Origin of the sequence: Pseudomonas nitroreducens NBRC 12694, assembly GCF_002091755.1 — a bacterium.
Lineage (GTDB): Bacteria > Pseudomonadota > Gammaproteobacteria > Pseudomonadales > Pseudomonadaceae > Pseudomonas > Pseudomonas nitroreducens.
In genome coordinates, this window is sequence record NZ_BDAI01000002.1 from 505,327 (window position 1) to 520,754 (window position 15,428).

Consider the following 15,428-nt stretch of genomic DNA (forward strand, 5'->3'; position numbering starts at 1 on the left):
CCATGAACAAGCACCTGCTGATCGGCGCGTTGGGGTTGTCCCTGGCGTGCGTCCTGCAACCGGCCGTGGCGGAGGAGGAGAAGGTCCTGCGCCTGTTCAACTGGGCGGACTACTTCGCCCCTGACACGCTGGCGAATTTCACCAGGGAAACCGGCATCCGCGTCATCTACGACGTGATGGACAGCAGCGAGACGCTGGAAGCCAAGATGATGGCCGGGCACAGCGGCTACGACCTGGTCTTCCCCGGCGACACCGTGGCCGAGCGGCTGATGCGTGCCGGCGCCCTGCAGAAGCTCGACGACAGCAAGCTGACGCAGCTGGCCGATATCGAGCCGGGCCTGCAGACGCTGCAGACCCAGTACCCGTACTCGCGCCACGCGGTGGTGCCCTATACCTGGGGCAGCATCGGCCTGACCTACAACCAGGCGAAGATCGAACAGCGCATGCCCGGCGCGCCGGTGAACAGCCTGGACATGCTGTTCAAGCCGGAAGTGGCCAAGCGCTTCGCCGATTGCGGCATCTCCATGATCGACTCGCCGGACGAAGTGCTGGCCGTGGTGCTCAACTACCTCGGCCGCGACCCGCGCAGCTGCAAGCCGCAGGACCTGGCGGACGCCCTGGCGCTGCTCAACGGCATCCGCCCGTACATCCGCAAGTTCCAGTCGCAGCCGGTCACCCAGCTGGTCAATGGCGACCTGTGCCTGTCGCTGGGCTACAGCGGCGACGTCACCCAGTCGCAACGGGCGGCCATTGATGCGAAGAAGCCCGAGCGCTTCGAGTACCGCGTCCCGCGCGAAGGCACCTCGGTGTGGATGGACACCATGGCCATTCCCGTCGACGCGCCGCACCCGGAATACGCCTATGCGCTGATCAACTACCTGATGCGCCCGGAGGTGATGGCCGCGATCAGCAACGCCACCGGTTATCCGACCTCCAACGCCAAGGCGCGGCCGATGGTCGAGGCGAGCATGCGCGACAACCCGGACATCTATCTTGATGAGAAGGCCTACGCGCGGCTGTTCCCCGGCAAGGACATCCCCCAGCGCGACATGCGCGCGCGGATGCGTACCTGGACCAGTTTCAAGACCGGCACCGGCGGTTGAGGAGGCGAGGATGATGACACGCAGAAACCTGCTCGGCACCGGCATCACGCTGGCCGCCGGGCTCGGCCTGGGGTTGGGGCGCGTCGCCCTGGCCGCGGGCAAATGGACCATGCCCGACGAACACCGCAAGCAGGAGCGGGTGTACGTCGCTTACGCGGCGAGCGCCGACGTCTGGGAAGACATCGCCGCGGACGTCAACGCCACCGTGGCGCGGCTGGCCCGCGCCATTGCCGAGTTCCAGCCGGTGACGGTGCTCTGCCGGCCGGAGCAGCAGGCCGAGGCCAAGCGTGCCTGCGGTGGGCAGAATGTCGACTTCCTGCCGGTGCCGGTGGATGACATCTGGGTGCGCGACTACGGCGGTTGCTTCCTTGTCGACGGCACCTCGGGCGGCCTGGCGCTGGCCGACTTCAACTTCAACGGCTGGGGCGGCAAGCAGCACGCCGAGCGCGACCGTGAAGTGTCGGCGGCACTGGCCGAAGACCTGGAGGCCAAGGCCATCGTCAGCGAGCTGTGCGGGGAGGGCGGCGGCATCGAGGTGGATGGCCACGGCACGGCGATCTTCACCGAAAGCTGCTGGGTCAACGACAACCGCAATCCTGGCTGGTCGCGCCCTCGAATCGAGGCGGAACTCAAGCGCATGCTGGGGCTGCGCAAGGTGATCTGGCTGCCGGGCATCCGTGGCAAGGACATCACCGATGCGCACGTGGACTTCTACGCGCGCTTCGTCGAGCCGGGCGTGGTGGTGGTCAACCTGGACAACGATCCGCAGTCCTATGACCACGCTGTCACCCGCCGCCACCTGGACATCCTCAAGACCGCTACGGATGCCGATGGCCGTCCGCTGAAGCTGCACACGCTGCCGCCGCCGATGAAGCCCAAGCCCAGCGCCTACAGCCGCGACAACCCGGATTTCGCAGCCGGTTACATCAACTACCTGCCGGTGAATGGCGGGGTGATTGCGCCGAAGTTTGGCGATGCGGCGGCGGACGAGCATTGCCATGCCTTGCTCAGCGAGCTGTACCCGGACCGGGAGATCGTGCAGCTGAACATCGACCCGATCGCCGCCGGTGGCGGCGGCATCCATTGCGTGACGTTGCAGATGCCGGCGGTGTAAGCCGCGTCGTGCTGCCGGGCTCTTCGTCGCGCGATCAGCGCTCGGCGAAAGCCTCGTTGAGCAAAGCTGGCAGGGCCGTGCCCGCCGCGCTGGCGAGGGCGAAGTCGCGTTCGCCATGCAGCGGGCCCGGTGCGGGGTTGATGTGCAGGACGGTGGCCCCGGCGCGCCAGGCGATCTGCGGGACTTCGGCCGCCGGGTAGACCACGCCGGAGGTGCCCACGGAGATCAGCAGGTCGCAGTCTTCGGCGGCCTGGAAGGCGTGGTTGAGGGCATTCATCGGCAGGCCTTCGCCGAACCACACCACGCCGGGGCGCAGCGGGCCGCCGCAATGGGCGCAGGCCGGCGGCGGTACGCGGCGCCCTGCCTCAGGCTCATCCGGAACCGGCAGCGCTGCGTCGGGTTCGCGCTGGCAGTCGAAACAGCGAGGGCGTTCCAATTGGCCGTGCAGGTGGGTGACGTCGTGGCTGCCGGCGCGCTCGTGGAGATCGTCGACGTTCTGGGTGATCAGCGTGAACTTCGGCACCTTGCCCGCCAGCGCTGCGATGGCCAGGTGAGCGGGATTGGGCTGCGCGCGATGGACGACGCTGCGTCGCCATTCATACCAGCCCCAGACCAGCGGCGGGTCGGCACGGAACGCCTGGGCGGTGGCCAGGGATGCGGCGTCGAAACGCTGCCACAGCCCGCTGAGGCGGTCGCGGAAGGTGGGGACACCACTCTCGGCGGAAACACCGGCACCGGTGAATACCACCACGTGATGGGCGTTGCGCAGGGCGTCGAGCAGGGCGGGTTCGAATATCACGGTGCGGCTCCCGGCAGCGTGGGGGCATTTTCCAGGCGATTGCGGCCAGCGGCCTTGGCACGGTACAACGCGCGGTCGGCGGCTTCGATTAGCGCCTGCGGGCTACTGTCGCTGCCGCCGGGCAGGGTGGCGATGCCGATGCTGGCGGTGATTCGGCCCAGCGGGCTGCCGGCGTGGGTGAGGTTGGCCGTCTGCAGGCGCTGCATGAACTGCTCGGCCACGGCCTGGGCGCCATCGGGGCCGGTATGGGGCAGGATCACGGCGAGTTCCTCGCCGCCATAGCGCGCCGCAAGATCAGCGGGGCGGCGGACGCTGTCGGCGAGGACGCGACCGATGCGACGCAAACAGTCGTCGCCGGCGGGGTGACCGTAGGTGTCGTTGAAGCGCTTGAAGTGGTCGACGTCGATCAGCAGCAGTCCCAGCGGCGTGCGCTCCCGGTGGGCGCGGCGCAGTTCGGCGATCAGGTGGTCGTCGAAGCTGCGGCGGTTCTCCAGGCCGGTCAGGGGGTCGCGGGAGGCGAGGACTTCCAGCTGGCGGTTGGCCTTGATCAGGTCTTCGCGGGCGTCGCGCAGCAGGCGTTCGGTGCCGATGCGGCGCTGGATGGCGAGGATCAGCAGGCTGCCGATCACCACGATGACCATCAGCAGGCCGAAGGCGATGGCGACCGTGCGCCAGGCGTCGGCGCGCCAGGCGGCCAGGGCTTCGTCCTTGCCCAGGGCGACGGAAGTCACCAGTGGGTAGCGCTCGTTCTTGCGGAAGGCATAGATGCGCTCGACGCCATCGAGGGAGGACGCGAAGGTGGCGCTGCCGACCGTGGTTTCATCCAGGTACTGGGTGAAGATCGGCGAGCGCGAGAGCACGCGGCCCATGTCGCTCTCGCGGAAGGGATAGCGCACCAGCACCTGGCCGCTGCTGGTGGCAACACCGATGGCGCCGGTCCTGCCGATATCGATCTTGCCGAACAGGCGCAGGAAGTCCTGCACGCCGAGCGCCGCCACTATCACCCCGGCAAAGTTGCCCTGGGCGTCGTTGTAGCGGCGGCTGACGGTGATTACCCAGACGCCGGTGGAGCGGCTGTGGATCGGTCCGTCGATGTAGGCCTCCAGCGAAGGGTTGTCGCGATGGTGGATGAAGTACGCACGGTCGGCGCTGTTGGAGCCGCGCGGGAAGGGGCCGGTGGAGGTCATCAGCCAGTTGCCCTGGGCGTCGTAGATGCCGACGCCATTGAGCTGCACGAGCAGGTGCTGCTGGCGCTGCACCAGTTCGTTGAGGCGTTGCAGCTGCGGAGCGTCGAGGCCTTCGTGTTCCAGGCGTTCGGCAATGCCGAGCAGCAGCATGGAGCTCTGCGTGACAATACCCTCGACGTAGGTGTCCAGCGCCTGGGTGAGGTTGAGGTTGTGCGTGGTGGTTTCCGCCAGCGTGCGCTCGCGGGCCGACCACAGCTCCCAGGCCGTGGCGATGGCGACGGCCAGGCTGATGATCGACAGCAGGAGGATGGCAAGGCGGATGTCGCGTTTCACACTGGCCTCGTAGGGACGTTCCCTGTGGTGGTCGTCACGCAGGGCGGACATCGCCCGGCGCAGTCCTGGGAGACGCCGGCAGCACGTGCCGGGTTGGCTATGGTGGTCAGACGCCTGGCATGCCGCTGAGTTGCACACGGTTGCGACCTTTCTGCTTGGCGATATACAGATGCCGGTCGCAGCGGGCGAGCAGCTCGCGCGGTTCGTGCAGTCCGCCCTCGTTGGCCATTGCCGCACCGAGGCTGATCGTCAACTGACGCAGGCTGTCGGGCCGGTGCAGGTGCTCGATGCCCAGGCTCGCCACCTGTTCGCGCAATCGTTCGGCGATGCAGCGCAGGTCTTCGGCACTGGTCGCTTCCAGCACGATGGCGAATTCCTCACCGCCATAACGATAGACGTTGGCCTGCCCGCCGCGCAGAGTGCCGGCGAGATTCTCGGCCACCTGGCACAAGCAGCGGTCACCGGCCTGGTGCCCGTAATGGTCGTTGTACGGCTTGAAGTAGTCGATGTCGGCCATCAGCAGGGCGAAGGGGCGTCCGTGGGCGCGCATGCCGTGCCAGCTTTCATTGAGTTGCAGGTCCAGCGCACGGCGGTTGCCCACGCCGGTGAGACCGTCGGTGGTGGCCAGCTCCTGCAGGCGCAGGTTGAGGGCGGCGAGCTCCGTGCGCTGGCGGCGCTCCTCCAGATCGGCGAGGAATGCCTGGCGCACGCCCTTGATGTTGGTCCAGCTGATGAACAGGCTGAACAGCGCGATGGGCAGGTACACCAGGGTGAAGATCAGCAGCGGCTTGGTCGCCCCGTCATGGATCAGCCAGACGTTGTAGAGAATGATCGCCGAAATGATCGCCGACACCACGGCGATGCCCTTGAACGAATAACGCACGCCGAGGTTGCCCAACAAGATGAACACCACCGAGGCATAGAGGAAGAACGGCACGTCCGGCGAGGCACTGCGCTTGAGCAGCTCGAACCAGGCGACGGTGGAGATGATGTCGTGCACCGGCATCAGCATGTCCATCACCAGCACGCTGCGGCTGAAGCGGAACACCAGGAAGATATTGAGCAGGCCGATCAGGCTCAGGCCACTGCGCAGAAGCAGGGACTCCTTGGCCATGTCCGGGATCAGCAGCGCGTCGGCCAGCACGTAGGAGTCGTAGGCGGCCATGGCGATGAAGTTGATCGCCAGCAGGAAACGCCGGTAATGCTGGACCACGTACGCCTTGTAGGCATCGTGCAGGCGCGGCGGAATTCTCCCCTGGGATTGCCGGGGAGGAGCGGCGGGAAACTCGGGTGCGGTCATGGAGAGTGGGAGCCTGTGTCTGCCGTCCGGGGCGAATGCTGGCCAAGGGCTAGAGTAGGGGGCGGCACCATTGCCGTCCAGCGGGGTGATGCATAGGGTGTACCAAATCTTCGGCCGCCGGGGATTGGCTCTGTCGCCAGGGTCGGCAATGGATCTTTATAAGGTGCCAATACCGCGGCATGATGATCGCTGTCACCTGCTGTCGAGGCCTTTCATGTACGTACCCGCGCATTTCGAGGAAACCCGGACGGACGAGTTGCACCGGCTGATCCGCGAGTATCCCCTGGGCATCCTGGTCACCGGTCATGGCGGCCTGCTGGACGCCAATCATCTGCCCTTCGAACTGGAACTCTCCACCGAGCGGCCGCTGCTGCGCGCCCACGTCGCCCGCAACAACCCCGTGTGGCAGGAATCCGACGGTGAGGAAGTGCTGGTGATTTTCCGTGGCGAGCACGCCTATGTGTCGCCCAACTGGTACCCGAGCAAGCACGAAGCACACCGCCAGGTGCCGACCTGGAACTACCAGGTGGTGCACGTGCGCGGTCGCCTCAAGGTCATGGACGAGGAGCGCTTCGTGCGCGGCGTGGTCGGCCGCCTGACCCGCACCCACGAGGCCAGTGAAGCGAAGCCCTGGAAGATGAGCGATTCCACCCCGGAGTTCATCAGTGGCATGCTGGCCAACATCGTCGGCATCGAGGTGGAAATCAGCGAGATCGTCGGCAAGTCCAAACTCAGCCAGAACAAGGAAGAACGTGATCGCCTGGGCGCCGCCGAGCGGTTGGAACAGCTTGGCAGCAGCGAACTTTCCGCCGCGATGCAGCGCGCCATGGAATGAGGCCCGCGGGTGCGGATGGCCGTCGTAGACATGTCTGCATGTTTTAAGGGGTTGGCAGGTCGGCTGCCTGAAATGTAATAATATTACAATTCAATCGCAGTCGATTCCCTCAATGACCTCCGCCATCACGCCTCCCTCAGCTGTCATCACCAAAGCCACTACCCGACTCCACTCCATCGATGCCCTGCGCGGGCTGGTGATTCTCTTCATGCTGCTGGACCACGTCCGTGAGACGTTTTACCTGCACCTGCAGGTGAGTGATCCGATGGACGTGACCCAGACCGACCCCGTGCTGTTCTTCAGTCGCACCCTGGCGCACCTCTGCGCGCCGGTTTTCGTCTTCCTCACCGGGCTTTCCGCCTTCCTCTATGGCGAGAGGCACGAGGGCCGCGTGGCGGTTTCGGCCTTCCTGCTCAAGCGCGGGCTGTTCCTGGTGCTGCTGGAAGTGACCCTGGTGAACTTCGCCTGGACTTTCCAGTTGCCGCCCAAGGTGATCTACCTGCAGGTAATCTGGGCCATCGGCCTGAGCATGCTGGCGCTCTCCGCGCTGGTCTGGCTGCCGCGTGCTGCCCTGGTGGGGCTTGGGCTGGTGCTGGTGGCGGGACACAACCTGCTGGATGGGGTGCACTTTGCACCCGAGCACTGGGCCCATGTGCCCTGGGCGGTGTTGCACGATCGCGGCTGGATCGGACTGGGCGATGCGCTGCGCCTGCGTACGTCCTATCCGCTGCTGCCGTGGATCGGCGTGATTGCCTTGGGTTATGCAGCCGGGCCCTGGTTCGGACGTTCGGCCAATGCCGCCCGGCGCACGCGCAACCTGCTGCTGACGGCGGCCATCGCACTGGGCGGTTTCATCGTCCTGCGCCTGAACAACGGCTACGGCGAGAAGCCTTGGGGCGACGGCGACAACGGCCTGCAACTGCTGATGAGCTTCTTCAACATCACCAAGTACCCGCCGTCGCTGCTGTTCCTTGTCCTGACCCTGGGGATCGGCCTGCTCCTGCTGGTGTTCTTCGAGCGCCGCGGGCAGGGCGCTCTGGCCCGCCGGCTGGCGGTGTTCGGCGCGGCGCCGATGTTCTTCTACCTGCTGCACCTCTATGTGCTGAAGCTGCTTTATCTGGTCGCGGTGGCAATCTGGGGGCTGAACCACGGGCAGTACTTCGGCTTCGATTCGGTGTGGGCGGTCTGGGGTGGCGCGCTGTTGCTGATCGTCGTGCTTTATCCGCCGGTGCACTGGTTCGCCCGCCTCAAGGCCCGCCGCCGCGATATCGCCTGGCTGAAGTACCTGTGAGGCTGCGCAGCTCCGCCGTGTTGCTGGCGTTGTCCGTACCGGCATTTGGTGCGGGGCAGGAGGAATCCAATGGTTTTGTTGAGGACAGCCGCTGGAGCCTGCTAAACCGCACGCTGTTCGACCAGCGCGAATACCGCCACGGTGATCGCAACAGCGCCGCGCGCAACGCCTACAAGCCCCGCAATGAACGCAATGGCTATGCGCAGGAATGGGCCTACGGGCTGATGGGCAGCCTGCAGTCCGGATTTACTCGAGGCAGCGTCGGGCTGGGGCTGGACGCGCATCTGTATCAGGGCGTGCTGCTGGACAGTGGCGGCGGTCGCGCCGGTAAGGCACGGTTGGTCGGCCTGGACAATGACGGTCATCCCAAGGATAGCTTTGCCCGTGGCGGTGCGGCGCTGAAGGCGCGGGTGTCTTCGACGACACTGTGGTGGGGCGAACAGCGGGTGAAAACCCCGGTATTCAGCTCCTCCGACAGTCGCCTGCTGCCGGAAACGGCCAGCGGTTTCTTTCTCTCCAGCGAGGAGCTTTCCGCGCTGCGGCTGGTGGCTGGGCACTTCACCGAAAGCACCGACCGCAACGCTTCCAGCCATGATCGCGGCTTCGTGGTGAATTATTCCAATGGTCGCCAGGGCACTGCTTTCGACCTGGCGGGCTTCACCTATTCGCCCACAAAGGGCACAAATCTCAGCCTGTTCACCTCGCGCTACGAGGATACCTGGCGCCAGGATTACCTGGGCGGCACCTTCAGCCAGCCGTTGGGCGAGGGACAGGACCTGTCGCTGAACCTCAATCTCTATCGCAGTCGAGATACCGGGCGAGCGTTCTCCGGGCGGATCGACAACACCACCTGGAGCCTGCTTGGCGTCTACGGCTTCGGCGCGCACCGACTGAGCGTCGGTTACCAGCAGGTCGACGGTGATACGCCGTTCGACTACGTGACACGCGGTGCGATCTTCCTCACCAACGCAGTGCAACTGTCGGACTTCAATGCGCCCAACGAGCGTTCCTGGCAACTGCGCTATGACCTGGACCTGGCGGCGCTCGGAGTGCCGGGGCTGTCGATGGCGGCGGCCTACGTGCGCGGCACCGGCATCGATGGCAGCCACGTCGACCCGCGTGGCGGTTACGCGTACCTGGGTTATGGCGAGGGTGGCCAGCACTGGGAGCGCGACCTGATGCTGCAATACCGTGTGCCGGAAGGCCCGGTCAAGGGGCTGCGGCTGGTACTGATGCACAACAGCCATCGCGCCAACGCCGCGCAGACGGAACTCAATACCGACCAGTTGCGGGTTGCCGTGGAATACCCGCTGGAAGGCGGCTTCTGATCAGAGCCCGCCGAGCAGGTCGTGGGCGTCCAGCAGCCGCCAGGCGATTTCCGGGTTCTTCTCCAGGCCCCGGCGGATCGCGGCGGGAATGGCCTGGCGGGTCTTGCGGCAGAGGCCAGGCTGCTCCTCGAAGGCAAACTCGATGCCGCGCATGGTGCGCACTTCGTTGAAGCCGGGGGCGATGTGCAGGCGAATGCCGAGTTGATCGAAGAGCCTGTGCAGCAGGTGCTCCAGGTCCGCCAGGTCCTTGAGATTTTCCAGGCGCTCGAGCAGGCGCTGCTCCTCGTGCCGGGTCAGCAGCAGGATTCGCAGGTCGGCGTTGGGTGTCTCCAATAGCCGTTCCCGGTCGCAGTTGCAGGCGCCGGGTGGGCATTGCTGGCGGAGCGGGGGCGTGGTGGGCATGCCCCGATCATAGCGGGGGATCGGGGAGTTGCGCAGGGGGGAGATCTGCAGGAGCGAGCGAATGCGCCCCTGCAGGTTCAGGTCTGCCTCAGTGCGCCGGCTTGCGAATGGTCTTGAGCAGGTCTTCCGGGCTGATCTGCCCGACGATGGTGTTCACGCCTTCGCTGCCCGGCTGCGGCAGGCCGAGGATGTGGCCCTTGATCTTGCCGATCACGTGCATCTCGCACGGCTTGCAGTCGAACTTCAGGGTCAGCACCTCGTCGCCGTGGATCAGTTGCATCGGCTGCACCTTGGTGCGCACGCCGGTGACGCCCTTGGCCTGTTTCGGGCACAGGTTGAAGGAGAAGCGCAGGCAGTGCTTGGTGATCATCACCGGCACTTCGCCGGTTTCCTCGTGGGCTTCGTACGCGGCATCGATCAGTTGCACGCCGTGGCGATGGTAAAACGCGCGGGCCTTCTCGTTGTACACGTTGTACAGGAACGACAGATGCGACTCCGGGTACACCGGCGGCGGGTTGGTCTCGGCCTTGCGGCCGCCACGCGGGTGGGCCTGCACGCGGGCTTCGGTGAGCGCCTCGATGGCCTCGCGGCGCAGCGACTTGAGCTGGGAGTTGGGGATGAAGAACGCCTGCGGGGCGTCCAGTTCGATGGCGTCGGCGTGATACTGGGTGGTGCCCAGCTGGCCGAGCAGGTCGTGCAACTGGTCCAGCGCCTGTTCGGGCTTGTTGGCGATACCGAACGGGCCGTCCAGGGCGACGCTGGCGCTGACGCCTTCTTCGCTGGTGGCGGTCAGTTCCAGGCGCTCGTCACGCAGCTTGGCGACCCACGACAGGCCGACGCGGCGCTCGGCGGACGTCTTCTGCAGCGCCTGCTGCCAGTTGTGGTCGAGGTTGCGCGACAACGGGTGGTTCGGCCGCAGGCGGTAGAGGCCTTCGGGCATCTCGTTGGGCTCGACGCGGTAGCGGTAGCGCTTCTCGCCGTCTTCCTCGAACTCGCCCTTCGGCTCGGCAATGTTGGCGCGGAAACCGACCACTTCGCGCTTGACCAGCACGTTGAGGCCGTCGCCGTTGGACAGCGGGTCCTTGGTCACCACCAGCAGGTCGCGCTTGCCGACCTTTTCCACGGTGCCCACCGGCAGGCCGGTGAAGGTCGGCGAGTCGAAGGCGCCGATGTCGATCTTGCGGTCGCTGACGAAGTAATCGGTGCTGCCGCGGTGGAAGGTCTTGTCCGGGTCCGGCACGAAGAAGTGGTCGGTGCGGCCGCTGGAGGCGCGGGCCAGGTCCGGGCGCTCGGCGAGGATGCCGTCCAGGCGCTGGCGGTAGTAGGCAGTGATGTTCTTCACGTAGCCCATGTCCTTGTAGCGCCCTTCGATCTTGAAGGAGCGCACGCCGGCGTCCACCAGGGCGCTGAGGTTGGCGCTCTGGTTGTTGTCCTTCATCGACAGCAGGTGCTTCTCGAAGGCCACCACGCGGCCCTGGTCATCCTTCAGGGTGTAGGGCAGGCGGCAGGCCTGGGAGCAGTCGCCGCGGTTGGCGCTGCGGCCGGTCTGGGCGTGGGAGATGTTGCACTGGCCGGAGAAGGCAACGCAGAGCGCGCCGTGGATGAAGAACTCGATGGCCGCGTCGGTCTCGTCGGCGATGGCGCGGATTTCCTGCAGGTTCAGCTCGCGGGCCAGTACCAGCTGGGAGAAGCCGGCCTGGTCGAGGAACTTCGCCCGGCCCAGGGTGCGGATGTCGGTCTGGGTGCTGGCGTGCAGCTCGATCGGCGGGATGTCCAGTTCCATGATGCCCAGGTCCTGCACGATCAGCGCGTCGACACCGGCGTCGTAGAGCTGGTGGATCAGCGCGCGCGCCGGCTCCAGCTCGTTGTCGTGGAGGATGGTGTTGATCGTGGTGAACACCCGCGCGTGGTAGCGATGGGCGAACTCCACCAGCTGGGCGATATCGCTCACCTCGTTGCAGGCATTGTGCCGCGCGCCGAAGCTCGGGCCGCCGATGTAGACGGCGTCGGCGCCATGCAGGATGGCCTCGCGGGCGATGTGGACATCGCGGGCAGGGCTGAGCAGTTCCAGATGGTGTTTGGGCAAGGACATGGTTTCTTCTTTATCAGGCGTGCTTATCAGGTATGGAACGGGCAATCGCGCATTGTACCGGTCAAACGCCGCGCCGGCATCCGTGGCGTGCCGGACGGTGCGCAGGGGTCGCCTGTAAAGAACGGGGCGGCCGTTACCAGCCGCCCCGGGTGGCTCAGTATTCGAACCGGTAGCCGACGTTGGCGTGGTTCTGGTCGAAGTTGTCGCCGTCGCGGTAACCCACTTCCATGAACAGGCTATGGCCGTCGGTCAGGCGCGTGGAGACGCCCACGGCCGCCTCGCGCCAGCCGCCACTGAAGTCCGAACTCTGCTTGGGCGTGCCGTTGATCCGGTAGCCGATGTCGTCGGCCATCAGCTCGCGAACGTAACCGCCCTTCAGGTACACCTCGGACTTGTGTTTAGCGTTGCTCAGCTCGTAGCCGACGATGCCGCCGGCGCGAGCCAGCAGTGAGTCGTAGTCGTCGTAGTGGATCTTCAGGCCGTTGCTGGCGCGCGAAGAGAAGCCGCCCTGGTCGGTGTAGACCAGTTGCGCCTGGGGCTCGACGAACCACTGGCTGTCCTTCTCGCGGTGCAGGGTGAAGCGTTTGCCGGTTTCCACCGAGGCGGAGTAGCCGTTGCTGCTGCCGGAGCTCTTCACGCGATTGCCCTGGGTGTCGTTGACGCTGAAGTTGTTCTTCAGGTGCGCAGCCTTGAGCACGGTGTCGATGTAGAAGCCGTTCTCGTGCAGCCAGGTGCCGTAGATGCCGACGTGGGTGTTGCGCGCGCCGCCGCTGCCTTCGTCGAAGCTCTGGTCGGCCTCGGTATGGCCGATCATGGCGCCGACGAACAGGTCGCCGCTGGACACCGGCACGCGGCGGTCCACGCCCAGCTGGATGCCTTGGTAGCTCAGGCGGTAGCCGTCGAAGTTGCTGCCGGCGAAGGAGTGCAGGCGGCCGCCGTTGGTGCGCAACCAGACGTTGCCGTCGGTATCGCGCTCGGTGTAGCGCAGCTCACCCATGCGTTGCAGCAGGGTCTGCATGTCCAGGTAGGACAGCAGGTAGTTGGTGTGCACCTGGGCGTGGAAGGCACGGGTAGTCGAGGTGCCAGGGCCCGGGGCCGGGCCGGGCGGCGTCGGCGCTACAGGGTCGCCGGGTTCGACCGGGCCAGGCGGTGTGGGGTCGACAGGCGGTGTCGGGTCTACTGGCGGTATAGGGTCAACCGGAGGCTGTGGATCGACCGGGTCGGTCGGGCCCGGGTCAACCGGCGGCGCGGTATAGCCATATAGTTCCCAGTTATCGTCCTCGTTCTTGCGCAGGGCATAGGTGTTGCCGCCCAGCTCCACCAGCGCGCCCTCGTAGAGGCCGAACTGGCCGCTGCCGCCGTTGGTTTCGATAATCTCGATGCGCTCGTCACCCAGGGTGCTCTGCGAGCCGTCGTTGGCCACCAGGACTGAATGGTTGCCGGTGCTGCCGTCGGTACCCGTGATGGTCAGCTTGTCGGTCAGCTGGTTGACGATGTCGGTGTAGAAGTGGAACGCCCCGGCGCCGCTCAGCGAGCCCAGTTGCAGGCTGCCGTAGTGCTCCGGCTGGTGGGCGGCAAAGCCGTTCTGCCAGGACTCGCGGCTGTTGATGTAGACCTGCGAGTCGTCCTGCAGGTCCAGCGCCGTGAGGCTAGAGGTGGCGTAGTGGCTGGCCTCGCTGCTGTTCTTGTCCAGCAGGAACCAGCGCGAGCCCTTGAGGTTGAGCGTGGCGCTACTGACGCTGCCATCGCCGGCAACGGTGCTGTCGGTCATCGAGCGGCCCACCAGTTCGCTGCTCTCGGCGTTGAGCGTGAAGCTGCTGGCGAACACGCCGTCGGCGCTGTTCTGGCTGGCGTTGACATTGAGCAGGCTGCGCCCGTCCTGGGCGGTGGCGCTGCTGTTGGCGAGGTTCAGGGTGGCGTCCTTCACCGCATCGGCGACATTCATGATGCCGCTGTTCTGCCCGTCACTGGTGCGCCCGGCGAGGCCGCCGACTTCGATCAGTCCGGCGGTGCCGGTGGCGCCATCGAGGTGCGCCATGTCGGTGTCGGTGAGGTCGATCACCTGGCCGCCTTCGAGGCGGTCGCCGTTGCTGGCGAGGCTGTAGCCGTTGGCGAAGGAGTAGCGGATCGCGCTGGCGGCGGAGGTGATGCTGTTGCGCACGCCAGCCACCAGCGGTGTGAGCGTGATCTTCGCGCCGTCACCCATCACCCGCAGGCCGGCGGAGTCCTTGCCTTCGGTAGTGATATCGGTCTTGCCGTACACCGTGACTTCGGAGTTGCCGTACTGCGCGCCGGCGTGGCCGCTGTCGACGGGGGCGCTGGCACTGCCGCCGCCCAGCGAGCCTGCGGCCAGACCATGGGATTGCCCGGTGCCGGTGGTATGGATCACCGTCTGGAAGTCCTGATGCTTCTCGCTGTTGATGGTCACCTGAGAGTTGCCGGTGGCCCAGGCGCCGATTTCGTTGAGGCCGCCGGTCTTGATCCGCAGGTGGCCGCCGTCATAGCCGGTGGCGGTGACGCTCGAATGGTTGAGGGCAAACAGCGCGTTGGCGCCCGGGCGGCTGGTGGTCTGGTTGAAGTCGCCACCCATGAAGCTGATGGAAGAGTTCTTGGTGGCGTACAGGCCCACGCCGTTGCTCAGGTAGGAGGTACCGTTCATGTCCACCAGGTCGAGGGTCACGGTGCCGCCATTGTTGGCCTCCACCGAACGCTGGCTGGACTTGTTGGTGACCGTCAGCACATAGGGCGTGCCGTCTTTCGAGGTCATGTCGATGGTCCCGCCATTGGCGGCGAACAGACCCTTGCCGCCGGCGATGGTCAGGTTGGCGTTGCCGTTGATTTCCGCGCTGGATGTCGTGCCATCCACATACATCGCGCTTTTCGGGCTGCTGTAGCCGGAGTTGGTCGAGGTGGCAGTGAGGTTGCCGTTGATCACGAAGCGGCCGCCGCCGGTGACGGCGATGCCGTTGTAGACGTACTTGCCGGCGGGGTTGGTGTTGCTGCCGTAGTTATAAGTCAGGTCGCCGTTGACGGTGACCAGGCTGCCAGCGCCCTTGATGTCGAGGGTGTTGCCGGCGTCGATTCTGACGGTCTGCCCGGTGAGCACCAGGGGCGAGCCGCTCGGCCCGGTCATGGTGATGATGGCGCCGCCGCTGACGTTGAACGTCTTGATGGTGCCAACCTGAGTGAAATCCTCGTAAAGGCCGCTCTGGTTGGCGGTGTAGCTCTGGTTGCTTTCGGTGACGCTATTGGCCGCCATCGCGGTGGCCATGGCCAGCGGGCTGGCCAGGAAGAGCATCAATGGGGTGTTCTTCATCACGGTTTCCTACCGCCTCTCGGCGGGATGGGTGAAGAGAACCCGGTTGCGCAGTTTCCGTGTGCCGCACCAGGGGTTGCCTGGCGTGAAGGGGTGGGGCGGTGGGTTTCAGTGGTGGTGTCCTGGCACTGTGAGTCACTCACGGGAGTTGGTAGCGGCGGTGATTGTCGGCTACACGGCCTGGGCACGCCCTTGAGTTATGTCAGAAGGTTTTCGAATCCGGCATGGGTATTGAGAAACGTCATGGCCAGGCGGATTTGCGCCTGACCTGAATCAATACGCACCCGCACTGGAGCTGAGCAATGCGGCGTCCATGCGGCATTGCAGA

11 protein-coding genes are annotated in these 15,428 nt (G+C 65.8%); 5 read left to right on the forward strand and 6 right to left on the reverse strand.

Annotation, left to right across the window (positions count from 1 at the left end):
- The first annotated feature begins 2 nt into the window (after positions 1 to 2).
- Positions 3 to 1,103 carry an extracellular solute-binding protein gene (locus PNI01S_RS08190; protein WP_089285756.1) on the forward strand — a complete coding sequence of 367 codons (1,101 nt, stop codon included), beginning with the start codon at positions 3 to 5 and terminating at the stop codon, positions 1,101 to 1,103.
- A gap of 10 nt (positions 1,104 to 1,113) precedes the next feature.
- Positions 1,114 to 2,217: an agmatine deiminase family protein gene (locus PNI01S_RS08195; protein WP_084357799.1), complete on the forward strand. Its 1,104-nt coding sequence runs from the start codon at positions 1,114 to 1,116 to the stop codon at positions 2,215 to 2,217.
- Between the two features lie 34 nt (positions 2,218 to 2,251).
- Here PNI01S_RS08195 and PNI01S_RS08200 read toward each other — a convergent pair whose 3' ends face one another.
- The 3 genes from PNI01S_RS08200 to PNI01S_RS08210 form a co-directional block, all read right to left on the reverse strand.
- Positions 2,252 to 3,013 carry an SIR2 family NAD-dependent protein deacylase gene (locus tag PNI01S_RS08200; protein WP_089285780.1) on the reverse strand — a complete coding sequence of 254 codons (762 nt, stop codon included), beginning with the start codon at positions 3,011 to 3,013 and terminating at the stop codon, positions 2,252 to 2,254.
- Entirely contained in the window at positions 3,013 to 4,536 is a 1,524-nt protein-coding gene (locus PNI01S_RS08205; RefSeq protein ID WP_024762456.1) for a sensor domain-containing diguanylate cyclase, read from the reverse strand. The genes PNI01S_RS08200 and PNI01S_RS08205 overlap by 1 nt, the downstream gene beginning before the upstream one ends.
- A 106-nt stretch (positions 4,537 to 4,642) precedes the next feature.
- Positions 4,643 to 5,836, reverse strand: a complete 1,194-nt coding sequence (locus PNI01S_RS08210) for a GGDEF domain-containing protein (RefSeq protein ID WP_065084028.1) — start codon at positions 5,834 to 5,836, stop codon at positions 4,643 to 4,645.
- A gap of 214 nt (positions 5,837 to 6,050) precedes the next feature.
- On the opposite strand from PNI01S_RS08210, the gene PNI01S_RS08215 reads away from it, so the two are divergent.
- The 3 genes from PNI01S_RS08215 to PNI01S_RS08225 all read left to right on the forward strand — a co-directional run bounded on the left by PNI01S_RS08215 (position 6,051) and on the right by PNI01S_RS08225 (position 9,290).
- Positions 6,051 to 6,671: an FMN-binding negative transcriptional regulator gene (locus PNI01S_RS08215; RefSeq protein WP_084357801.1), complete on the forward strand. Its 621-nt coding sequence runs from the start codon at positions 6,051 to 6,053 to the stop codon at positions 6,669 to 6,671.
- 112 nt (positions 6,672 to 6,783) lie between these two features.
- Entirely contained in the window at positions 6,784 to 7,962 is a 1,179-nt protein-coding gene (locus PNI01S_RS08220) for an acetyltransferase domain-containing protein (protein WP_084357802.1), read from the forward strand.
- The gene (locus PNI01S_RS08225; protein WP_376784789.1) at positions 7,959 to 9,290 is read left to right on the forward strand and encodes an OprD family porin; all 1,332 of its coding nucleotides are present in this window, start codon (positions 7,959 to 7,961) and stop codon (positions 9,288 to 9,290) included. The genes PNI01S_RS08220 and PNI01S_RS08225 overlap by 4 nt, the downstream gene beginning before the upstream one ends.
- On the opposite strand, the gene PNI01S_RS08230 is transcribed toward PNI01S_RS08225, so the two are convergent.
- From PNI01S_RS08230 to PNI01S_RS08240, 3 genes are all read right to left on the reverse strand, one after another.
- Positions 9,291 to 9,692, reverse strand: coding sequence for a hypothetical protein (locus PNI01S_RS08230; RefSeq protein WP_065084025.1), 402 nt, complete (start codon positions 9,690 to 9,692; stop codon positions 9,291 to 9,293).
- Between the two features lie 88 nt (positions 9,693 to 9,780).
- Entirely contained in the window at positions 9,781 to 11,784 is a 2,004-nt protein-coding gene (locus PNI01S_RS08235; protein ID WP_084357803.1) for a peptidase U32 family protein, read from the reverse strand.
- 154 nt (positions 11,785 to 11,938) lie between these two features.
- Complete coding sequence (locus PNI01S_RS08240) at positions 11,939 to 15,100, reverse strand: autotransporter outer membrane beta-barrel domain-containing protein (RefSeq protein WP_084357804.1); 3,162 nt, start codon at positions 15,098 to 15,100, stop codon at positions 11,939 to 11,941.
- Positions 15,101 to 15,428 lie beyond the last annotated feature (328 nt).

Coding starts and splice junctions, on each gene's coding strand:
- PNI01S_RS08190 (WP_089285756.1), top strand. CDS start 3: ATGAACAAGCACCTGCTGATCGGCGCGTTGGGGTTGTCCCTGGCGTGC.
- PNI01S_RS08195 (WP_084357799.1), top strand. CDS start 1,114: ATGATGACACGCAGAAACCTGCTCGGCACCGGCATCACGCTGGCCGCC.
- PNI01S_RS08210 (WP_065084028.1), bottom strand. CDS start 5,836: ATGACCGCACCCGAGTTTCCCGCCGCTCCTCCCCGGCAATCCCAGGGG.
- PNI01S_RS08215 (WP_084357801.1), top strand. CDS start 6,051: ATGTACGTACCCGCGCATTTCGAGGAAACCCGGACGGACGAGTTGCAC.
- PNI01S_RS08220 (WP_084357802.1), top strand. CDS start 6,784: ATGACCTCCGCCATCACGCCTCCCTCAGCTGTCATCACCAAAGCCACT.
- PNI01S_RS08230 (WP_065084025.1), bottom strand. CDS start 9,692: ATGCCCACCACGCCCCCGCTCCGCCAGCAATGCCCACCCGGCGCCTGC.
- PNI01S_RS08235 (WP_084357803.1), bottom strand. CDS start 11,784: ATGTCCTTGCCCAAACACCATCTGGAACTGCTCAGCCCTGCCCGCGAT.
- PNI01S_RS08240 (WP_084357804.1), bottom strand. CDS start 15,100: ATGAAGAACACCCCATTGATGCTCTTCCTGGCCAGCCCGCTGGCCATG.